General features: G+C 57.0%; 20 protein-coding genes. 10 read left to right on the top strand and 10 right to left on the bottom strand.

The genetic code is table 11. The annotated features are described in order from the left end of the window. The 3 genes from A936_RS03565 to A936_RS03555 all read left to right on the top strand — a co-directional run. Positions 1 to 695: MbnB/TglH/ChrH family RiPP precursor modification enzyme (locus A936_RS03565; RefSeq protein ID WP_008454707.1), on the top strand; the 695-nt coding region annotated here is incomplete at its 5' end. Further along, entirely contained in the window at positions 692 to 1438 is a 747-nt protein-coding gene (locus A936_RS03560; RefSeq protein WP_008454706.1) for an HvfC/BufC N-terminal domain-containing protein, read from the top strand. The genes A936_RS03565 and A936_RS03560, both read left to right, overlap by 4 nt. Before the next feature lie 19 nt (positions 1439 to 1457). Continuing rightward, on the top strand, positions 1458 to 1928 hold the full coding sequence (locus A936_RS03555; protein ID WP_034807620.1) for a DoxX family protein: 471 nt from the start codon (positions 1458 to 1460) through the stop codon (positions 1926 to 1928). 251 nt (positions 1929 to 2179) lie between these two features. Here the strand turns inward: A936_RS03555 and A936_RS03550 are convergent, their stop codons facing one another. Continuing rightward, the gene (locus A936_RS03550; protein ID WP_008454704.1) at positions 2180 to 3073 is read right to left on the bottom strand and encodes a LysR family transcriptional regulator; all 894 of its coding nucleotides are present in this window, start codon (positions 3071 to 3073) and stop codon (positions 2180 to 2182) included. 157 nt (positions 3074 to 3230) lie between these two features. On the opposite strand from A936_RS03550, the gene A936_RS03545 reads away from it, so the two are divergent. From A936_RS03545 to lldD, 4 genes are all read left to right on the top strand, one after another. Next, complete coding sequence (locus tag A936_RS03545) at positions 3231 to 3626, top strand: (R)-mandelonitrile lyase (protein WP_008454703.1); 396 nt, start codon at positions 3231 to 3233, stop codon at positions 3624 to 3626. Positions 3627 to 3883: 257 nt separating this feature from the next. Beyond that, the gene (gene lldP, locus A936_RS03540; RefSeq protein WP_008454702.1) at positions 3884 to 5539 is read left to right on the top strand and encodes an L-lactate permease; all 1656 of its coding nucleotides are present in this window, start codon (positions 3884 to 3886) and stop codon (positions 5537 to 5539) included. After that, positions 5536 to 6324, top strand: a complete 789-nt coding sequence (lldR, locus tag A936_RS03535) for a transcriptional regulator LldR (RefSeq protein ID WP_008454701.1) — start codon at positions 5536 to 5538, stop codon at positions 6322 to 6324. Before lldP ends, lldR begins: the two co-directional genes overlap by 4 nt. Continuing rightward, positions 6321 to 7463: an FMN-dependent L-lactate dehydrogenase LldD gene (lldD, locus tag A936_RS03530; RefSeq protein WP_008454700.1), complete on the top strand. Its 1143-nt coding sequence runs from the start codon at positions 6321 to 6323 to the stop codon at positions 7461 to 7463. Before lldR ends, lldD begins: the two co-directional genes overlap by 4 nt. A 7-nt stretch (positions 7464 to 7470) precedes the next feature. Here lldD and A936_RS03525 read toward each other — a convergent pair whose 3' ends face one another. The 7 genes from A936_RS03525 to cstA all read right to left on the bottom strand — a co-directional run bounded on the left by A936_RS03525 (position 7471) and on the right by cstA (position 13078). Continuing rightward, positions 7471 to 7773: an addiction module antidote protein gene (locus tag A936_RS03525; RefSeq protein ID WP_008454699.1), complete on the bottom strand. Its 303-nt coding sequence runs from the start codon at positions 7771 to 7773 to the stop codon at positions 7471 to 7473. Next, positions 7763 to 8092 carry a type II toxin-antitoxin system RelE/ParE family toxin gene (locus A936_RS03520; protein ID WP_008454698.1) on the bottom strand — a complete coding sequence of 110 codons (330 nt, stop codon included), beginning with the start codon at positions 8090 to 8092 and terminating at the stop codon, positions 7763 to 7765. Before A936_RS03520 ends, A936_RS03525 begins: the two co-directional genes overlap by 11 nt. Positions 8093 to 8300: 208 nt before the next feature. Next, positions 8301 to 8597: an acetolactate synthase small subunit gene (ilvN, locus tag A936_RS03515; protein WP_008454697.1), complete on the bottom strand. Its 297-nt coding sequence runs from the start codon at positions 8595 to 8597 to the stop codon at positions 8301 to 8303. Positions 8598 to 8600: 3 nt separating this feature from the next. Further along, positions 8601 to 10289: an acetolactate synthase large subunit gene (ilvB, locus tag A936_RS03510; RefSeq protein WP_008454696.1), complete on the bottom strand. Its 1689-nt coding sequence runs from the start codon at positions 10287 to 10289 to the stop codon at positions 8601 to 8603. A gap of 108 nt (positions 10290 to 10397) precedes the next feature. After that, on the bottom strand, positions 10398 to 10496 hold the full coding sequence (gene ivbL, locus A936_RS23385) for an ilvB operon leader peptide IvbL (RefSeq protein WP_157141368.1): 99 nt from the start codon (positions 10494 to 10496) through the stop codon (positions 10398 to 10400). Positions 10497 to 10621: 125 nt separating this feature from the next. Next, complete coding sequence (locus tag A936_RS03505) at positions 10622 to 10819, bottom strand: YbdD/YjiX family protein (RefSeq protein ID WP_008454694.1); 198 nt, start codon at positions 10817 to 10819, stop codon at positions 10622 to 10624. A gap of 153 nt (positions 10820 to 10972) precedes the next feature. Beyond that, positions 10973 to 13078, bottom strand: coding sequence for a pyruvate/proton symporter CstA (gene cstA / locus A936_RS03500; RefSeq protein WP_008454692.1), 2106 nt, complete (start codon positions 13076 to 13078; stop codon positions 10973 to 10975). Positions 13079 to 13469: 391 nt separating this feature from the next. Between cstA and A936_RS03495 the strand changes: the two genes are divergently transcribed. Together A936_RS03495 and gdhA are read left to right on the top strand one after the other, a co-directional pair. Beyond that, positions 13470 to 15698 carry a TonB-dependent siderophore receptor gene (locus tag A936_RS03495; protein WP_008454682.1) on the top strand — a complete coding sequence of 743 codons (2229 nt, stop codon included), beginning with the start codon at positions 13470 to 13472 and terminating at the stop codon, positions 15696 to 15698. Between the two features lie 252 nt (positions 15699 to 15950). Then, positions 15951 to 17294, top strand: coding sequence for an NADP-specific glutamate dehydrogenase (gdhA, locus tag A936_RS03490; protein WP_008454680.1), 1344 nt, complete (start codon positions 15951 to 15953; stop codon positions 17292 to 17294). Between the two features lie 37 nt (positions 17295 to 17331). Here the strand turns inward: gdhA and A936_RS03485 are convergent, their stop codons facing one another. Further along, positions 17332 to 18150 (bottom strand): GNAT family N-acetyltransferase, encoded by an 819-nt coding sequence (locus tag A936_RS03485; protein WP_008454677.1) that lies wholly within the window; start codon positions 18148 to 18150, stop codon positions 17332 to 17334. Between the two features lie 62 nt (positions 18151 to 18212). Next, complete coding sequence (gene yczE, locus A936_RS03480; RefSeq protein ID WP_008454672.1) at positions 18213 to 18827, bottom strand: membrane protein YczE; 615 nt, start codon at positions 18825 to 18827, stop codon at positions 18213 to 18215. Positions 18828 to 18918: 91 nt separating this feature from the next. Between yczE and yczR the strand changes: the two genes are divergently transcribed. After that, positions 18919 to 20346 carry a MocR-like transcription factor YczR gene (gene yczR, locus A936_RS03475; protein WP_008454668.1) on the top strand — a complete coding sequence of 476 codons (1428 nt, stop codon included), beginning with the start codon at positions 18919 to 18921 and terminating at the stop codon, positions 20344 to 20346. Positions 20347 to 20374 lie beyond the last annotated feature (28 nt).

The following is a 20374-nucleotide window of genomic DNA, read 5'->3' as shown; positions in this document are numbered from 1 at the left end:
TGGCGGCCATCCGCCAGCAACACCCGATCTCGCTGCACGGCGTTTCGCTTTCACTGGCCGGTGACGAGCCACCGGACGCCCAACTGCTCGCGCAGCTAAAAGCGCTAGTGACTGACATCAAGCCAGCGCTTGTTTCCGAGCACCTCGCCTGGTCGCGCTGGAACGGGATTTATTATCCTGACCTGCTGCCGGTGCCGAGGACAACGCGGGTGATGCACCGCGTTATTGACAACATTAACCGCACGCAGGACACGCTGGGCTGCCAGATTTCACTGGAAAATCCCACGCACTATTTGCAGATGCCGGAACACGAATGGGATGAAATCGAATTTCTCGACGAAGTCAGCCGCCGGAGTGGGTGTGGCCTACTGCTGGATCTGAACAACGTCTGGCTCAGCGCCCACAACCTCGGCTTTGAGGCCGCAGCCTGGCTGAGCTGTTTCCCGGTCGAACGTGTGACTGAGATCCACCTGGCGGGCTTTAGCCCCGACGATGGGGGCAGCGATTTGCTGATCGACAGCCACGATCAGTCAATATCCGAGGAGGTCTGGCGGCTGTATACGCAACTGATTCAGCGGGCGGGAGCAAAACCCACGCTTATTGAACGGGATGACAACCTGCCTGTGTTTAACGTGTTGCTGGCCGAACAGCAGCGTGCCCAGCGCATCCTCGACACAATGGGAGCCGCCGTATGAGCACTCAGTTAAGCCGCTACCACGAGGCATTTATTGGCCTGTTATACGGTGAGGCTAGATCCGAGCTAAGCCATCTTCAGCATCAGCCCGGTATTGCCGTTTATCGCAACAGCGTGATCAAAGCCTGCGTTGACGCCCTGGACGCTAACTTCCCCAGCGTATCCAGGCTTACCGGAACCGATTTTTTCCGTGAAATGGCGCGCGGCTATGCGCTTGAACGCCCCCCATACGAAGGTGAACTGGTTCGCTATGGCGACGCCTTCCCCGCCTTTATTAGCGCTTATCCTCCGGCCAGAGAACTGACTTATTCAAGCGCCGTGGCCGAGCTGGACAAGCTGTGGCTGGAGGTGTTTTGTGCCCCGGCCTCGGCCCCGCTGGACGTGCATGCACTGGCAAGCACCACGGCGGATACCCTGGGCACCACATCATTACGGCTGCGGGACAGCGTTCGCTGGTACTGGCACCCCACGCTGCCGGTGTTCACGCTCTGGGCGTTCAACCGCGAACAAACCGCCGCGCCGGAGACGATTCACTGGCAGGGCGAAGGCGCTCTGCTGGTTCGCTGCCAGCAGCGCATTTTTGCCGAACCCTTAAGCCAGGGCGGATCGGTCTTCCTGACTGCCTGCCGCTTGGGGGCAACCCTCGATCAGGCTAGCGAACAGGCCCTGGCTGCCGAGCCAGCCCTCGCCCTCGGCCCTTTTTTCAGCAACCTGCTTAGTCGCGGCGTGTTCGCCGCATTTTAATCACACCTTTTGAGGCTAAATGATGAAAGTATCTGAACAACACCTGACAGAACAAGGCGTGAGAGCGCTATGGAATAGACTCTGGGATCGCATCGAGAGAGGCGTCGGCGACAACTTGCTGTTGCTGATAGCCCGCGTGGGCGTTGCCGCCGTGTTCTTCCTTTCTGGCCGCACAAAAGTCACGGGGTTTATGACGCTAAAACCGTCCACCTACGAGCTGTTCCGCACCGAATATGCGCTGCCGCTTATCCCCTATGATATCGCCGCGCACCTGGCCACGCTGGCCGAACATACTTTCCCTGTTCTGCTGGTGCTGGGATTATTTTCACGCTTCGCTGCAACGGGATTGCTGTTTATGACCCTGGTGATTGAAATTTTTGTCTACCCGGACGCATGGCCCACGCACCTGATCTGGGGCGGATTACTGCTGCTGGTTATCGCCCGTGGCGCTGGCCGCTGGTCGCTGGACAGGGTTCTGAGGCTGGTATGAGAAAAACAGGCGAGGCACTTCATCTATCGCGCCTCGCCTGCTGCCTGTACGGCAGTGAGCAAGAGCTTTTCACAGCTAACGCCTTGTTGAAACTGATAAAGCTGTCTCTTTTCTCCTTCCTGTCCTTTTTGGGACACGACTCTGCTGAATGGATAAATCAATGAGTTACGAAGTGGGCCAGGAAAAGGGTCTGCGCGTCTTCGGGCTTTGATGTCGCTGAACCAGAATAAAATCCGCTTATCACCAACGGCTCAGGAAGAGTATCTCAGCGCATCCACCAGCAGGGAGAACGCGGTCGTGTGCTGCTTACGGCTGGGGTAGTAAAGGTAATAACCTGGGAACGGTTTGCACCAGGACTCCAGAACCCGGACCAGCCGCCCTTCGGCAAGCTCATCGGAAACCGTGTCGCTCGGCACAAATGCCAGGCCGAGACCTTGCAGCGCGGCATCAATGCGCTGGCTCAGGCTGTTGAACGTTAGTTGCCCATCCACGCGAATTTTCAGCTCACGCCCGTCCTTTTCGAATTCCCACGCATACAGTCCTCCCAGGGTAGGCAGCCGCATATTGATGCAATTATGCTGCTGGAGATCCTGCGGCGTCGCCGGGTAGCCATGTTTCGCAAAATAGGTCGGAGAACCAATGACCGACATAGTAAGCTCCGGGCCAACGCGCACGGCCACCATATCTTTTGCCACCTGCTCGCCGAGACGAATCCCGGCGTCGAACTGCCCGCTGACAATATCGGTCAGGGCGTTATCCACGCTGATTTCTACATTGATGTCCGGGTAGTCGACCAGGAAAGTTTTCAACACCGGCCATAAAACCGACTGCAAGCTGTGTTCGGCCGCATTGAGTCGAATATTGCCCGCCGGCCGCGCACGCATTTCACTCAACGCAACCAGCTCGTTTTCAAGATCGGCAAAGCGAGGCGACAGGCTGGCAAGCAGCTTTTCACCGGCTTCAGTGGGCGCGACGCTGCGCGTGGTGCGGGTCAGTAAGCGCAGTTGAAGACGCTCCTCAAGACCACGAATCGCGTGGCTGAGCGCGGACTGGGACACGCCAAGCTTTGCCGCTGCTCGGGTAAAGCTGCGCTCGCGTGCCACTTCGATAAATGACATTAGATCGTTGAAGTTTTCTTTCAGCATGGCCGAAACAAGCCTCACTAAGGAACAGAATATTCCCAGTATAGCGAGATTAATGAACTGGATTCATAAGCTCTTGTACTTTTCCCTGGCTAGTTCTCTACAGCATTCGGGACTACCGTATGAGAACGAACGATGACCTTCTCGACTGGAGCATTTGATGAAAATTATCCACAGCGGTTCACAACCTTCACAGCAGGGCCCGGAAAGTTATTTCACCGGCACAGTACGCATTGATTCACCTTTTAGTGGCACTGAAAACGCCCGCGTTGGCGGAGCAATTGTCACCTTTGAGCCGGGGGCACGCACGGCCTGGCATACTCATCCCCTCGGCCAGACGCTGATAGTCACCCAGGGGCGAGGCTGGCTTCAGGCATGGGGCGAAGAAATTCAGGAGCTGAATCAGGGCGATATCGCATGGATACCTGAAGGCGTTAAACACTGGCATGGCGCATCGCCGGAGACGGCAATGACGCATATCGCCATAGCGGAGTCCTTAAACGGCAGCCCCGTTGAGTGGCTGGAAAAAGTCAGTGACGAGCAATACAAAAAATAAGCCGCAAAACCTGCGTTGTCATCCCCCCGGCAATCGCTTTCTCCCTTCACTGCTCTCCCGCCAGGAGAGCCGTTTTTTGGTCCTACCAATCTGACTAAAAACGTGCCCTTTTCTACAAAACGCTGATAAACACTCGTCGGGCCGTTGCCTTTCATTAACACAAGATTAACCATTAGCCATCATTTGCTCTACAAAGCAAAATTGGTCCTACCAATCTAATAAAAAACGATAAACGCCTCACCCTGGAGAACACCTGCATGCAAGTCTGGCCCCAACTCTACGACCCGCTCGGGAATATCTGGCTGTCGAGCCTGATTGCCGCGCTCCCTATTCTGTTTTTCTTCTTCGCGCTGATTAAGCTGCGGATGAAGGGCTACAAAGCGGCAACGATCACGGTATTTCTCGCCCTGCTGGTTGCCCTGTTTTTATACCGCATGCCGGTGGATCGCGCGCTTGCCTCGGTGGTGTACGGCTTCTTCTACGGCCTGTGGCCCATCGCCTGGATTATTGTGGCCGCGGTGTTTGTCTACAAAATTTCGGTCAAAACCGGGCAGTTCGACATTATTCGCTCCTCTATCCTGTCGATCACGCCGGACCAGCGCCTGCAAATGCTGATCGTCGGTTTCTCTTTCGGCGCCTTTCTGGAAGGGGCTGCCGGGTTTGGGGCGCCGGTTGCCATTACCGCAGCCTTGCTGGTCGGCCTCGGGTTTAAGCCGCTGTACGCCGCAGGTTTGTGCCTGATAGTGAACACCGCGCCGGTGGCCTTCGGCGCGATGGGGATCCCCATTATCGTTGCCGGGCAGGTTACCGGCCTGGACAGCTTCGAAATCGGCCAGATGGTAGGCCGCCAGCTGCCGTTCCTGACGATCATTGTGCTGTTCTGGATCATGGCGATTATGGACGGCTGGCGCGGAATCAAAGAGACCTGGCCGGCGGTAATCGTAGCAGGCGGCTCGTTTGCTATCGCCCAGTATCTCAGCTCTAACTTTATCGGCCCCGAGCTGCCGGACATTATCTCTTCGCTGGTGTCGCTGGTGTGCCTGACGGCGTTCCTGCGGGTCTGGAAGCCGGTGCGCATTTTCCGCTTTGATAGCGAGAACGCGGCTGCAACCGTGCAGGCGCAGACTGCGCAGAAATACACGACCGGGCAGATTGTCAAAGCCTGGATGCCGTTCCTGTTTTTAACGGCCACGGTTACGCTGTGGAGCATTCCGCCGTTTAAAGCGCTGTTCGCCAAAGGCGGCACGATGGCGGACTGGGTCTATAATTTCTCCGTGCCGTTCCTGGATAACCTTGTCGCCAAAATGCCGCCGGTCGTTACCGCCAGTGCGCCTTACGCCGCGGTGTTTAAGTTCGACTGGCTGTCAGCCACCGGCACGGCAATCCTGGTCGCGGCGCTGATCTCAATTGTTTACCTGCGCATGAAACCGAAAGCGGCGCTGGTTACTTTCGGTGAAACGCTCAAGGAGCTGGCGCTGCCGATTTACTCCATTGGCATGGTGCTGGCGTTTGCTTTTATCTCCAACTATTCCGGGCTGTCGGCGACGCTGGCCCTGGCGCTGGCGCATACCGGCCACGCCTTTACTTTCTTCTCGCCGTTCCTTGGCTGGCTGGGCGTGTTCCTCACCGGGTCGGACACCTCGTCTAACGCGCTGTTTGCCGCGCTGCAGGCCACGACCGCCCAGCAGATTGGCGTGTCGGACCTTCTGCTGGTGGCGGCCAATACTACCGGCGGCGTGACCGGGAAGATGATTTCACCGCAGTCGATAGCCATTGCCTGTGCGGCGGTGGGGCTGGTCGGGAAAGAGTCAGACCTGTTCCGCTTCACCGTGAAGCACAGCCTGATTTTCACCTGCATGGTGGGAGTGATTACCACGCTGCAGGCCTATGTTTTAACCTGGATGATCCCATGACCCAAGCTGTGCCGCGCCTTGCCGACCAGATGGTTGAGCGTGTTAAGGCGCTGATTGAAGAACGTAATCTGGAGGCGGGCATGCGGTTGCCCGCCGAACGCCAGCTGGCCGCCGAACTGGGCTGTTCGCGCTCGATTTTACGCGAGGCGATTCAAAAGCTGATTGGCGAAGGCGTGCTGGCCAGCCGGCGCGGCGGCGGCACTTATCTGCGCTACCAGACCGAACAATGGTCGGAACAGCGCATCGTACAGCCGCTGAAAACGCTGGTTGAGGGCGATCCCAATTACCAGTTGGATATCCTCGAAGCGAGGCACTCCATTGAAGGCAGTACGGCCTGGTACGCCGCCATGCGGGCGACGCAGGCCGACAAAGAAAAGCTGATCGCCTGCTTCGATGCCACGCTCAAATTTAAAGAGAGCGATGACCCGGATTTAGCCGCCCAGGCCGACGTCAGGTTTCACCTGGCGATTGCCGAAGCCTCCCACAATATCGTGCTGCTGCAGACCATGCGCGGGTTCTTCGACCTGCTGCAATCTTCGGTGCTGCACAGCCGCCAGCACATGTACACCGTCCCGGCCATTTTTGCCGGGCTAACCGAGCAGCATGACGAATTATTGCAGGCGATTCTGGCCGGAGACGCCGAGCGCGCAAGGCGAGCCGCCCAGTCGCACCTCGGCTACGTCCACACCACTATCAAAACTCTGCAGGAAGACGAAGCCCGTCAGGCACGCATTACCCGCCTCCCGGACGAAGCAAGTGATGAAATAAGGGAAAAGAAACGATGATTATTTCCGCAGCAACCGACTACCGTGCCGCCGCCGAGCGCATTCTGCCGCCTTTTTTATTCCACTACATTGACGGAGGAGCCTATGCCGAGCATACGCTGAAGCGCAACGTGGAAGATCTGGCGCAGGTGGCGCTGAAGCAGCGCGTGCTGAAAAACATGTCAGCGCTGAGCCTGGAAACCCGGTTGTTTAACGAAACGCTGTCTATGCCCGTCGCCCTCGGCCCTGTGGGGCTTTGCGGGATGTACGCCCGCCGGGGAGAAGTTCAGGCCGCAAAAGCTGCCGCAGCAAAAGGCATTCCTTTTACCCTGTCGACGGTGTCCGTTTGCCCGATTGAAGAAGTCGCACCGGCGATTAACCGCCCGATGTGGTTCCAGCTTTATGTTTTGAAAGATCGCGGTTTTATGCGCAACGCGCTGGAGAGAGCGAAAGCCGCTGGGTGCTCCACGCTGGTATTTACCGTCGATATGCCGACCCCTGGGGCGCGCTATCGTGACGCTCACTCAGGCATGAGCGGCCCTAATGCCGCGATGCGCCGCTATTTCCAGGCGATGACGCACCCGCAGTGGGCATGGGACGTTGGCCTAAATGGCCGCCCTCACGATTTGGGCAATATTTCCACCTATCTCGGTAAACCAACCGGGCTGGAGGATTATATTGGCTGGCTGGCCAATAACTTCGATCCGTCCATTTCATGGAAAGATCTGGAGTGGATCCGCGAATTCTGGGACGGCCCGATGGTGATTAAAGGGATCCTCGACCCGGAAGATGCTCGCGATGCGGTGCGCTTCGGCGCCGACGGGATCGTGGTGTCTAACCACGGTGGCCGCCAGTTGGACGGCGTGCTCTCTTCCGCCCGCGCCCTGCCCGCCATTGCCGACGCGGTAAAAGGCGATCTTACCATTCTGGCGGACAGCGGCATCCGCAATGGCCTGGACGTGGTACGTATGATTGCGCTTGGCGCTGACACTGTGCTGCTGGGGCGCGCTTTCCTGTATGCACTCGCCACTCATGGTGAGGCTGGCGTTAGCAATCTGCTGAACTTAATGGAGAAAGAGATGCGCGTGGCGATGACGCTCACCGGCGCGAAGTCCATTGCCGAAATCACCCCTGACCTGCTGGTTCGCCAGGGTTTATAGCGTACGGTCAGCCCGCAATCTCTGAAAAATGAATCCCCACCGCGTGCAGAACCTTTTTGGTGGTTTTGATGGTGGGGTTTCCACGCTCCGACAGCGTGCGGTACAGCGTTTCACGGTTTAGGTTTGCCGCTCTGGCAATCTCCGTAAAGCCACCTCTGGCTTCTACCAGCCGACGCATGGCAATGAGAAACACCGCTTCGCCGTCGTCACCGTCCAGCCCAATAAAAGCTTCTTTCAGGTACTCCACGGCGAAGGCACGATCGTCGCGGAGCATATCAATAACCGTTTGATCAAATTCGCTAAATTTCATTTTTTCTCCCTTGATGTTCAAGCCACCATTCTTTTGCACGTTCGATATCCGCCTGTTGATTGCGTTTATCTCCTCCCGCCAGTAGCAGCCAGACTGCTTTGCCGTCCTGGGCGTAGTACACCCTATAGCCAGGCCCTTCATCGATGCGCATTTCCCATACGCCCTGTCCACAGGGTTTATGATCGCCAGGGTTACCAAAGGAAAGTCGGTCGATCCTCATGACTATTTTGGTTTTTGCCCTCGCATCTTTTAACGCCTTTAGCCAGGCTTTGAACGGCGTTTTTCCTTCTGTCGTTTTGAAGAACGTAATCATGTACATCCTTGACTCCCTGAGTGTAGCTTTAAAGCAACGGGCAAGCACGAACAAAATTTAATCGCGCTTATTTTTCTCAGGGCAGGCTAACGAATTCTTGCTTGAGGTTGGTTGAAATCGTTCTTTGGTATGCAGGGTTTGCGGCACGGCTTCCGGGGAGTTATTCATCCTGGCGCGGGGCTTTCAAAAATATGCCTGAAAGCCCCTGGTTTATTTACTGCACAAATGCGGTCAGGCGGTTAAAGATACCTGGGTCATCGGCGTGGCGAATGATCTGCACCACATCCTCCAGCTTATCGACCTGACTGACCATCTGCTCCAGCCGCTGATCGTCTGCTACCTGCAGCCAGATGCGGCTCTGATCGCCTTCCGGCAGCGGTAAACAGAGAATGCCTTCCACGTTAAATGCGCGGCGGGCAAACAGGCCGCAGATATGTGACATCACGCCCGGGTGGTTGCGCACCGTGAGTTCCAGAATGACGGTGGATTGTTTAGTGATAGATTGCTGCATGACTTACTCTCCAATCATCTGAGTGTTGGCGGCACCCGGCGGCACCATTGGGTAGACTTTTTCATCGGCGTCGATACGCACGTGGATCAGGCAAGGCCCAGGGCGAGAAATCGCTTCCTGCAGCGCGGCCTGCGGATCTTCCGCCTGGTTCAGGTCGCAGGTTGCCAGGCCAAAGCCACGGGCGATGGTCAGGAAATCCGTCATGCCGGGGTAAGTCGCGGCGAAGATATTCTGCTGATAGAACAGCGTCTGCTGCTGGTGTACCAGCCCCAGCGCCTGGTTGTTCATCAGGATGATTTTTACATCCAGATTATTTTCCGCCGCCGTCGCCATCTCCTGGATATTCATCATCAGGCTGCCGTCGCCGGAGAAGCACAGCACTTTACGGCCAGGTTCGGCCAGCGCCGCGCCAACCGCAGCCGGTAAGCCAAAGCCCATGGTGCCCAGGCCGCCGGACGTCAGCCACTGGCGCGGACGGTTGAGCGGATAAGCCTGAGCCACCCACATCTGGTGCTGGCCTACGTCGGTGGTAACAATAGCCTCATCGTCTACGCAGGCCGCTGCGGCTTTGATCAGTCCATAAGGCATCAGCGGATTATCTGCTCCCGGCGTGGCAAATGGGAACTCACGCTGCAACTCGCTCACCGTCTGCAGCCACTCGCTGCGCCGGGCGTTTTTGGTCTGCGGAATAAGCTGACTCAGCACTTCACGTACGTCACCGCGAATCGCCACGTTGGCCTGCTTAATTTTGCCCAGCTCGGCACGATCGATGTCAACGTGGATAATTTTGGCATTCGGGCAAAACTCCTCGGTTTTACCAATGGCACGGTCGTCAAAGCGTGCGCCCAACACGATCAACAGATCGGCTTCGTGCAGAATAAAGTTGGTGCTCCGCGCGCCATGCATTCCCAGCATTCCCAGAGAGAGCGGATGTCGGGCGGGGATCGTCCCCAGTGCCATCAACGTCATGGTTGTCGGCAGCCCGGCACGCTCCGCCAGCTCTCGCGCCTGCTCCGCTGCACCCGCGCTGATAATGCCGCCGCCCAGATAAAGCACCGGGCGTTTGGCTTCGTTGATCATCGCTGCCGCACGGGCGATGTCCTGATGGTCAAAGGCCGGGGCAGCGGAAGGCGCGGCTACCGCAGGCAGTTCGGCAATGTCGATTTCAGCGGTCTGAATGTCTTTAGGAATATCGATCCAGACGGGCCCTGGGCGACCGGACTGTGCGATACGAAAAGCGTCGGTAATCACCTGCGGCAGCTCGTCAATGCTGCGCACCAGGTAGTTATGCTTGGTGATAGGAATCGAAATACCGTAGGTGTCCACTTCCTGGAAAGCATCGGCGCCAATCATTGAAGTGGGGACCTGGCCGGTGATACAAACCAGCGGAATAGAGTCGAGACGTGCGTCGGCAATGGCGGTGACAAGGTTTGTGGCCCCCGGCCCGCTGCAGGCGATGCAGACCGCCGGTTTGCCGCTGGTACGCGCCATGCCCTGCGCCATAAATCCCGCGCCCTGCTCGTGGCGAGCCAGAACGTGGCGAATGCGGGGGCTTTGGCTCAAGGCATTGTAGAGCGGCAGTACGGTGCCACCGGGAATGCCGCTAACCGTTGTAATGCCATGATGCTCCAACATTTTTACAATCAGCTGGGCGCCGGTGATGCGTTGTGCGGGTGTGTCCGAAATTGCCATGCTCCAGTCCTTCTAATTAGCCGGTTCGCTTCTGGGCAGGCACTTAAAACAAGAAACCCCGCCCGGTTTGCGCCGGCGGGGTTTGGAATCGATGCGTTGATTCAGTCCCTACGGCGTATTGCCGACGACCACCACCACACGCACGACGACCACCGCGGCTGGTAGCGCGGTAACTAGTAGGGTCGAAGTCTGCAGGGAATGAGTCATGGGTTTCCTGAATCAAGATTAAAAGTCGATATTGATAAAATCATACTCGCTGGTTTCGCACAACAGGATTTTTACCGTCAGCTAAAAAACGAGCTAAATGTCACATTTTTGTTAAATGCTAAGTCTCAGCAGCAGCGTCCGCCGCCTTTACCGCTGTAGCGGGCATCCTGCCGCTCGCGGAAAAATTCTTCATAGCTCATTGGCGTCTGCTCAGGGTGCGTCAGGCGCATGTGCTGCACGTAGTTGTCGTAGTCGGGTACGCCAATCATCAGCTTCGCGGCCTGACCGAGGTATTTCCCGGCTTTGGCTAGACTATCGAACATGGTACCTCCAGTGGGTTGCCCCTCGCCCCAGCCCTCTCCCCAAAGGGCAGAGGGGAAAAGATAAAAAAATGCGCCCTTCTCCGCTCAGAGCTAAGGTAAAACCCAATTTATCCCCTCTCCCTTTCAGGGAGAGGGTTAGGATGAGGGTAAAAATCAATGTACGCTCTTCGCCTGCGCCACGATCTGTTCGTAATTCTCAGGCATCGGCTCATACGGCGTTTCGCTCGACGTCGGTTGCTCAGACTTCAGCGCCTTAAGCGCAGTTTTCAGCGAGAACCAGCCGAGCACCACAACCACCACCATAAAGAAGATGGTCAGCCCCGCATCCAGGCGGTTGTTAAACACCAACTGGCTGAGCTGCGACTGCGTGTACTGCGCCGGAATATTACCGCTGTCGATCATCGCCTGGAACTTATTGGCGATGGCGAGGAAGCCCACTTTTGCATCCGAGCTGAACGCTTTCTGCCAGCCTGCGGTTAACGTGCACACCAGCAGCCAGGCGGTCGGCATCAGCGCCACCCAGGCATAGCGCTGCTTCTTCATTTTGAACAGCACAACGGCGCACAGCATGAGCGCCATGCCCGCCAGCATCTGGTTGGCGATACCGAACAGCGGCCACAGCGTGTTAATGCCGCCCAGCGGATCGACCACGCCCTGATGCAGGAAGTAACCCCAGGCGAGCACACAAAGCCCGGTGGCAAGCAGGTTGGCCGGCAGCGAATCCGTCCGTTTCAGTCCCGGAGAGATTACGCCCAGCAGATCCTGCAGCATAAAACGTGCCGCACGAGTCCCGGCATCCACCGCCGTCAGGATAAACAGCGCTTCAAACAGGATGGCAAAGTGGTACCAGAACGAGACGTCCATCAGCCCGCCGAGCGCGCCGTGCAGAATATATGCCATGCCAACGGCCAGCGTTGGTGCCCCACCGGCACGGGAGATGATGCTCTGTTCGCCCACTTCGTTGGCGATGTTGGTCAGCGTTTCCGGAGTGATATGGAAGCCCCACCCGCTCACCACCTGCGCGGCAGAAGCGACAACATCCGCCGTGCCAGCGGGCGCCAATACAGCCATCGGGCTGTTCATCGCGAAGTACACGCCCGGATCGATGATACAGGCTGCCACCAGCGCCATGATCGCGACGAAGGACTCCATCAACATGCCGCCGTAGCCAATGAAGCAGGCCTGATTTTCGTTCGCCAGCATTTTTGGCGTGGTGCCGGAAGCAATCAGCGCGTGGAAGCCGGAAACGGCCCCACAGGCGATGGTGATAAACAGGAACGGGAACAGATCCCCACTCCAGACCGGGCCGGTGCCATCAATGAATTTTGTTAATGATGGCATTTGCAGCGTCGGACGCATGATCAAAATGCCGATAGCCAGCCCGATGATGGTGCCGATTTTCAGGAAGGTGGAGAGGTAATCACGCGGGGCCAGCAGCAGCCACACCGGCAGCACCGAGGCCACAAAACCGTACCCTACCAGCATCCAGGTGAGCTGCACACCCGTAAAATCAAAGTACGGCGCCCAGGTCGGGCTCTCCGCTACCCAGCCGCCGGAAATAATGGCAAACACCAGCATCACCAGGCCAATCACCGACACTTCGCCGATACGCCCCGGGCGCAAATAGCGAATGTAGACGCCCATAAACAGCGCCAGCGGGATGGTAAAGGCCACGGTGTAAGTCCCCCACGGGCTATGGGTTAACGCCTTCACCACGATCATTGCCAGCACGGCCAGGATAATCACCATGATCATAAAGCAGGCGACCAGTGCGATAACCCCCGCAGTGTTGCCCATTTCTTCTTTAACTAACTCCCCCAGCGAACGCCCGTTGCGACGCGTGGAGACAAACAACACCATAAAGTCCTGCACGGCGCCCGCCAGCACCACGCCTGCCAGCAGCCAAAGCATGCCCGGCAGGTAACCCATTTGCGCGGCAAGCACCGGTCCCACCAGCGGCCCCGCCCCGGCGATGGCGGCAAAATGGTGGCCAAACAGCACTTTTTTATCCGTTGGGACGTAATCAAGGCCGTCATTGTTTCGCACGGCCGGCGTCATGCGCGTGGCATCCACCGTTAGCACGCGTTTAGCGATAAACAAACCGTAGTAACGATAGGCAATCAGGTAGATACAAACTGAGGCAATAACAATCCACAGCGCATTTATCTGTTCACCGCGATTCAGTGCGATGTAGCCGAGGGCGAATGCGCCGATCAAAGCGAGCACGACCCAGACGAGGTGTTTCCCAAATCTATCCATCAATTTTGTCCGTTTTCTAAGTGGATACCGAGAGTTGTTACATTTTGTTTCTAGCCTGGAATAGCGATTCTCACAATCGGAAGGGGGCAAAACACGGGGCATTTACCTCAGTTTGTTAATGAGATCACCTAAATATGTATCGGAACCGTAACAGCGGAAGGTCAATTGTGGAGCATCAGGTTAATGAATGATTGATACGGGGAGTAATAACCCAGGCTGATTAATTAGCGGCTTTAATAGATTGCAAAAATGCAATTGATAAAGACATTGATAATTGTTTTCATTTGCAATAGCGTGTTTCCGCACTTTCAACTCCAGGCACTTTTGCCGCGTCCCTCCTCGTTTGGGAAAGGAACTTAAGGGACGCAGGCGGTGACACTCAGGATAAATAATGAACAATACATTATCGTACTCCCTCGCCACACTGGTGAGTCTGGGCCTCTACGGCACCGCTTTTTCAGCGGCAGCAGCAGAGGTAACCCCCGCTGAAAACGAAGACACGCTCGTCGTCACCGCAGCCCAGCAAACGCTGCAGGCACCCGGCGTGTCGGTGATTACTTCCGAGGAATTAAAGAAGCACCCGGTCGCGCGCGATGTCTCTGAAATCATTCGTACCATGCCGGGAGTTAACCTGACCGGCAACTCCACCAGCGGGCAGCGCGGCAACGGCCGCCAGATCGACATTCGCGGTATGGGGCCAGAAAACACGCTGATCCTGGTTGACGGTAAACCCGTCACCAGCCGCAATTCAGTGCGCCTGGGCTGGCGCGGCGAGCGTGATACCCGCGGCGATGCCTCCTGGGTTCCACCGGAAATGATCGAACGCATTGAGGTCCTGCGCGGCCCGGCAGCAGCCCGCTACGGCAATGGGGCGGCTGGCGGCGTGGTGAACATCATCACCAAACGCAGCAGCAACGAATTCCACGGCAGCTGGAACACCTATTTCAATGCCCCGGAGCACAAAGATGAAGGCGCAACGAAACGCACCAACTTCAGCCTGACCGGGCCGCTCGGTGACGACGTGAGTTTCCGTCTCTACGGCAACCTCGATAAAACGCAGGCGGACGCCTGGGACATCAACCAGGGGCACCAGTCACTGCGCACCGGGTCTTACGCCAACACGCTGCCAGCGGGCCGAGAAGGCGTAATCCATAAAGACCTGAACGGAATGATCCGCTGGGAATTTGCCCCGATGCAGGCGCTGGAGTTTGAAACCGGCTACAGTCGCCAGGGGAATCTCTATTCAGGTGATACACAGAATACGAATACCAGCCAGTTGGTGAAGGACAACTACGGCAAAGAGACCAATCGTCTCTACCGCCAGACCTATTCCGTGACCTGGACCGGCGGCTGGGATAACGGCGTCACCACCAACACTTATGCGCAATACGAACACACCCGTAACTCGCGCATGAATGAGGGCCTGGCGGGCGGCACGGAGGGGATTTTCTCCAACAACCAGTTCTCAGATATCGATCTCAGCGATGTCATGCTGCACAGCGAAGCAAGCATTCCGTTTACCCTGCTGGTGAATCAAAACCTCACCGTCGGTAGCGAATGGAATCAGCAGCGCATGAAAGACGGCACCTCCAACACCCAGTCGTTAAGCGAAGGCGGGCCGATTCCGGGGCTCTCATCCACCGGCCGAAGCCCTTATTCCAAAGCGGAGATCTTCTCTCTGTTTGCCGAAAACAATATGGAGCTAACCAGCAGCACCATGCTGACGCCGGGTCTTCGGTTCGATCATCACTCCATCGTGGGGGATAACTGGAGCCCGTCGCTGAATCTGAGCCAGGAATTGGTGGAAGACTTGACGCTGAAGCTCGGTATTGCCCGGGCTTATAAAGCGCCAAGTCTGTATCAGACCAACCCGAACTACATCCTTTACAGCCGCGGTCAGGGCTGTGCAGCCAGCGGCGGGGCGTGTTATCTGATGGGGAATGAGGATCTGAAAGCCGAAACCAGCGTCAACAAAGAAATTGGCCTGGAGTTCAAGCGTGACGGCTATCAGGCAGGGATCACCTGGTTCCGGAACGACTATCGCAACAAAATTGAATCCGGCTATTCACCTATTGCCTCTAACAGCAAGAAAACCGACATCTACCAGTGGGGCAACGTGCCTAAAGCGGTGGTGGAAGGTCTTGAAGGTACGATTAATCTGCCGCTGACGGAGACCGTAAGCTGGAATAACAACCTGACTTACATGCTGCAAAGTAAAAATAAGGAAACCGGCGATCGCCTGTCGATCATCCCTGAATACACGCTTAACTCCACGCTTAGCTGGCAGGTTCGCCCGGACATTTCGCTGCAAAGCACCCTGACGTGGTACGGCAAACAGGCACCGAAGAAGTACAACTATAAGGGAGTTCCTGTCACCGGCAGCGACACCAACGAGGTCAGCCCTTATAGCATCCTTGGCATGAGCGCGACCTGGGACGCGACCAAAAACGTCAGCTTCACCGCCGGGATCGACAACCTGCTGGATAAGCGCCACTGGCGCGCAGGTAACGCCCAGACCACCGGGAATGACACGACCAAATCCTACATGTACGGCGCTGGCGCGGAGACCTACAACGAGCCTGGCCGCACGTACTACATGAGCGTCAATACACACTTCTAAGCTCGGTTCGGGAGGCTAATAAGCCTCCCAAATTGATCGCCAACGGCCGAAAAACAGAGAAGACAATTTATTGTCTGTTATTAGACCGAAATTTAGATTTTTTTAGGGTTAATAGCCCGACTAAACGCTTCCCTTCTTTATTGCCTTTCCGGTGAAAAAATCGCTTGATGCCCGTTCATAAGAAAATGTTATAGTCGAAAAATCACCCAAAAAAAGACAGACAACATAATTTTCAACAAGGAGTTACCTCTGATGGCTCAAGCATTATCCCTCGAAGGCTTTTTAACCTCAGTACAGTCCCGCGATCCGCACCAGGTAGAATTCGCTCAGGCGGTTCGCGAAGTGATGAGCACGCTGTGGCCGTTTCTGGAAAACAATCCGCAATACCGCCAGCAGGCGCTGCTCGAACGTCTGGTTGAGCCAGAGCGCGTGATTCAGTTCCGCGTCGCCTGGGTGGACGACAACAATCAGGTGCAGGTGAACCGGGCCTGGCGCGTGCAGTTCAACTCGGCCATTGGCCCGTTCAAAGGCGGCATGCGCTTCCACCCTTCCGTTAATCTGTCGATCCTCAAATTTCTCGGCTTTGAGCAGACCTTTAAAAACGCCCTCACCACGCTACCAATGGGCGGCGGCAAAGGCGGCAGCGACTTTAATCCGAAGGGCAAAAGCGAAGGCGAAATCATGCGCTTTTGCCAGGCGCTGATGCTGGAGCTTTATCGCCACCTTGGCCCGGACACCGATGTTCCGGCAGGGGATATCGGCGTTGGTGGCCGCGAAGTCGGCTACATGGCGGGGATGATGAAAAAGCTCTCCAACAACACCGCCTGCGTGTTTACCGGCAAAGGGCTGTCGTTCGGCGGCAGTCTGATCCGCCCTGAAGCGACCGGCTACGGCCTGATCTACTTCACCGATGCCATGCTGCAGCGCCACGGCCTGGGCTTTGAAGGCCTGCGCGTGGCGGTTTCCGGCTCCGGGAACGTCGCTCAGTATGCGATTGAAAAAGCCATGTCGCTCGGCGCTCGCGTGGTCACGGCGTCTGACTCCAACGGCACCGTGGTAGATGAAGCAGGCTTTAACGCAGAGAAACTGGCCCGCCTGTGCAAAATCAAAGCCAGCCGCGATGGCCGCGTCGCCGACTATGCCCGAGAGTTTGGCCTGACTTATCTGGAAGGCCAGCAGCCGTGGAGCGTGCCGGTCGATATCGCTCTGCCTTGTGCTACACAGAACGAGCTGGACGTCGATGCTGCCCAAACGCTTATCGCCAACGGCGTGAAAGCGGTAGCCGAAGGGGCAAATATGCCAACCACGATTGCTGCGACGGACCTGTTTGTGGAAGCTGGCGTGCTGTTCGCGCCGGGTAAAGCGGCAAACGCAGGCGGTGTAGCAACGTCCGGGCTGGAAATGGCGCAGAATGCGGCCCGTCTGAGCTGGAAGGCCGAAAAAGTAGATATTCGCCTGCACCACATCATGCTTGATATTCATCAGGCCTGCGTGGATTACGGTGGCGAAGGAAAACAAACCCAGTACGTTCGAGGCGCGAACATCGCCGGGTTCGTAAAAGTTGCGGACGCGATGCTGGCTCAGGGCGTGCTGTAACTTGCAGGGTGAGGGCCTTCGCCCTCACCTTCTCTGCCTACAAGGTAAGCTTCATCTCGTATTGCCGAATCTTATCCAGGGTAAAGCCGCTCCCTAAAAACACCGGCGAAACGGTTTCGGGCAGGCTGGGAATAGCCACTAATCGGGGGAACTGGCGCTGAAGTAAAGCCAGCAGCTTTTTTGCCTTACCGGATCGTCGCGCAGACGGCTCAACAAACAGCCCTCTGAGCTTCGGTATTTCGCCGGGAACGACCATCGCATAAGCCACTTCATCCAGTACAAAAGCCTTACCGGGCAGCTTATACAGCGTTTCAGCCGCGCAAAGCCACGGCAGCGGCGCATCGTTAGCGGCCATCATTCTATGGGTCATTTGCAGCGGATCGATTTCCAGCAGTTCGCCGTCGGCCTCGCCTTCAGGAACACCTGCAGACTGGAAGCCCACCAGCGTTTGCTGGGGCACAAAGCCCATTCGCTCATAGAGCGCCAGCCCGCCTTCGTTGCCTAAAATCACTTCCAGATAAAATTGCTTATCCCCGCGCTCGCGCGCGGCATCAATAAGCTGCTGAATGAAGATCTTGCCTAAACCCTGCCCGCGCAGTTCCGGGCGAATCGCAAACGCGGCCAGGCGGCAGGTTTGCCCGCGTCGGGTCACCAGCGCCATTGCTTTGGGCTCTCCACGGTAAAGCCAGATAGGGCTGTCGCCTGGGAAAAGATCTTCTGAGGCAAAACGCCAGCCGAACGTTTCCCCTTCCAGACGAAAAGGCACCACGTACTGTTCAAAACAGTGGGTTAATATCTCTGCCAGCTGAAAGCTGTTCCAGTTCAGCGCGGGTTTACTCACAATCTCGTGCCGCATACTCTCTCCCGTTTTAAGCAATTATTATTCTCCGGAAGATAATGTTTAGCACAGCTACGGCATCAGAATGTAGCTTCCTGTGCAGGAGTCGCTGTGTTATTCAACGGCTTAACGCGAAACCACGGCAGGCAAAGCTGAATGAGAGGCCCGATAGCTAACGCATAAAGCACGGTGCCCACGCCAAAACTACCGCCCATCAGCCAGCCGGAGATCAGTACGGTCACTTCGATGGCGGTACGTACGCTGCGCACCGACCAGCCCGTTCTGGCATGGATCCCGGTCATCAGCCCATCTCGCGGCCCGGCACCAAAACCAGCGCCGATATACATGCCTGTCGCAAGGGCATTCACTATCAAAGCACCGACCAGCAAAACGGATCGCGCAAAAAGCGATTCCAGCAGCGGCATTAGCGCCAGCGTGGCATCCGCCGCCAGCCCCAACACAATCACGTTGCTAATGGTGCCAAGGCCTGGACGCTGACGCAGCGGGATCCACAGCAGCAACACCAGCGCCCCCACAATAATCATCACCAGCCCGAGGTTGAGCGAAAAAAGCCTGGCCACGCCGAGGTGGAAAACGTTCCACGGGTCCGCGCCCAGATCGGCACGCACGAACATAGCGGTTGAAATGCCGTAAAAGACCAGGCCGGTATAAAGCTGCAGCAGGCGACGAGCCATCATGACAAAGATCCTCAGTGTGTTTTTATGGCTATACCCTCTCGCAAAATGGACCTAGTATTAAGGTCCAGTTATCAGAAAGTGGACTGCTATGACGCTGCGCAGAATCGGAATTTCATCTTTAACACGCCTGCTGGGCCACTGGCATCAGGCCTCATCCCGCTCGCCTGTCTATCGGCAACTGGCGGACGGGCTACGGCTGCTGATCCTGGATGGCCGCTTACCACTCGACAGCAGGCTGCCAGGGGAAAGAGAGCTTTCTGGCGCGCTGGGCGTGAGCCGCACCACGGTGGCCTCTGCGCTGGCGCAGCTCCGGGAGGAAGGGTATCTGCTGAGCCGCCAGGGCTCAGGCTCTGTCACCATGCTGCCCGAAAGCAGCCCGGCCATTTCCCCCTTGCCCGGCAATGCTCCGGTACTGGATCTCTCCACCGCCGCCCTCAGCGCCGGGCCGGAAATTCATCGGGCATACTCCACCGCGCTCACTTTCCTGCCGGAACATTTGTCCTCAACCGGCTATGACAGCCAGGGCTTGCCGGAGCTGAGAGAAGCAATTGCGCGGCATTATGCGTCACGGGGATTACCCACGACGCCTGACCAAATCATGGTGGTCAACGGTGCCGTCAGCGGACTGGGGCTAATACTTAGACTGTTCACCGGCCCGGGCGATCGCGTAGTCGTAGACCATCCCACTTACCCGATGGCGTTGGCGGCGATTCGCGGCGCCTCCTGCCGCCCCGTGCCGGTCAGCCTGCCCGCAAGCGGTTGGGATGTTGACGGTTTAGCGGCGACTATCGCCCAGACTTCTCCCCGGCTAGCTTACTTGATTCCAGATTTCCATAACCCAACTGGCCGCTGTATGGATGCGGCCACGCGCCAAAGGGTGAACGAGATAGCCGCCCGCAGCCACACCACGCTGGTTGTGGACGAAACGATGGCCGATCTCTGGTTTGATGCCCCTCCTCCTCCTCCCCTGGCGGCTTTTGGCCCGGAAGAACACACTATCTCGCTCGGCTCCGCCGGGAAAAGTTTCTGGGGCGGGCTGCGCCTCGGCTGGATAAGGGCTTCAGGCAAAACCATCAGTTCGCTGATACAAATCCGCAATACCTTTGATTTAGGGACACCTCTGCTGGAGCAACTGGCTGCCACGCAGTTGTTTGCCGACGCGGCGCAGTTCTTGCCACAGCGCAGAGAGATGCTGCGCCAACGCTGCGAAACCAGCTTCGCCGCGATGCAAGCGCTGTTCCCGGACTGGCAAACATCGCCCCCGGAAGGCGGCCTGTCGTGGTGGGTGGAATTACCGAAACCGCTGGCCACGATTTTTGCCGCCGCCGCCGAGAGTCAGGGCATTCGGATCGGTGCCGGGCCAAGGTTTGGGGTCGATGGGGCTTTTGAGCGCTTTTTACGCCTTCCCTTCAGCCTTGAACCCGCAGAGATGCAGCTTGCCCTGCAGCGGCTACAGCCGCTTTGGCATCACCTGGCGGCAACAAGAAATGAAAGTCTGCGGGGAATGGTATTTTAGAAAGCGAAATATTTCCCTCTAAAATAAA

Source organism: Enterobacter sp. Ag1 (assembly GCA_000277545.1).
Lineage (GTDB): Bacteria > Pseudomonadota > Gammaproteobacteria > Enterobacterales > Enterobacteriaceae > Cedecea.
This window is presented reverse-complemented; position numbering and strand designations above follow the sequence as displayed.

Coding starts and splice junctions, on each gene's coding strand:
- A936_RS03525 (WP_008454699.1), bottom strand. CDS start 7,773: ATGAAATTTAGCGAATTTGATCAAACGGTTATTGATATGCTCCGCGAC.
- A936_RS03485 (WP_008454677.1), bottom strand. CDS start 18,150: ATGCGGCACGAGATTGTGAGTAAACCCGCGCTGAACTGGAACAGCTTT.
- ivbL (WP_157141368.1), bottom strand. CDS start 10,496: ATGACTCATTCCCTGCAGACTTCGACCCTACTAGTTACCGCGCTACCA.
- ilvB (WP_008454696.1), bottom strand. CDS start 10,289: ATGGCAATTTCGGACACACCCGCACAACGCATCACCGGCGCCCAGCTG.
- A936_RS03495 (WP_008454682.1), top strand. CDS start 13,470: ATGAACAATACATTATCGTACTCCCTCGCCACACTGGTGAGTCTGGGC.
- A936_RS03555 (WP_034807620.1), top strand. CDS start 1,458: ATGATGAAAGTATCTGAACAACACCTGACAGAACAAGGCGTGAGAGCG.
- A936_RS03560 (WP_008454706.1), top strand. CDS start 692: ATGAGCACTCAGTTAAGCCGCTACCACGAGGCATTTATTGGCCTGTTA.
- ilvN (WP_008454697.1), bottom strand. CDS start 8,597: ATGCAGCAATCTATCACTAAACAATCCACCGTCATTCTGGAACTCACG.
- A936_RS03505 (WP_008454694.1), bottom strand. CDS start 10,819: ATGTTCGATAGTCTAGCCAAAGCCGGGAAATACCTCGGTCAGGCCGCG.
- A936_RS03520 (WP_008454698.1), bottom strand. CDS start 8,092: ATGTACATGATTACGTTCTTCAAAACGACAGAAGGAAAAACGCCGTTC.
- lldD (WP_008454700.1), top strand. CDS start 6,321: ATGATTATTTCCGCAGCAACCGACTACCGTGCCGCCGCCGAGCGCATT.
- A936_RS03550 (WP_008454704.1), bottom strand. CDS start 3,073: ATGCTGAAAGAAAACTTCAACGATCTAATGTCATTTATCGAAGTGGCA.
- lldP (WP_008454702.1), top strand. CDS start 3,884: ATGCAAGTCTGGCCCCAACTCTACGACCCGCTCGGGAATATCTGGCTG.
- yczE (WP_008454672.1), bottom strand. CDS start 18,827: ATGGCTCGTCGCCTGCTGCAGCTTTATACCGGCCTGGTCTTTTACGGC.
- gdhA (WP_008454680.1), top strand. CDS start 15,951: ATGGCTCAAGCATTATCCCTCGAAGGCTTTTTAACCTCAGTACAGTCC.
- yczR (WP_008454668.1), top strand. CDS start 18,919: ATGACGCTGCGCAGAATCGGAATTTCATCTTTAACACGCCTGCTGGGC.
- lldR (WP_008454701.1), top strand. CDS start 5,536: ATGACCCAAGCTGTGCCGCGCCTTGCCGACCAGATGGTTGAGCGTGTT.
- cstA (WP_008454692.1), bottom strand. CDS start 13,078: ATGGATAGATTTGGGAAACACCTCGTCTGGGTCGTGCTCGCTTTGATC.
- A936_RS03545 (WP_008454703.1), top strand. CDS start 3,231: ATGAAAATTATCCACAGCGGTTCACAACCTTCACAGCAGGGCCCGGAA.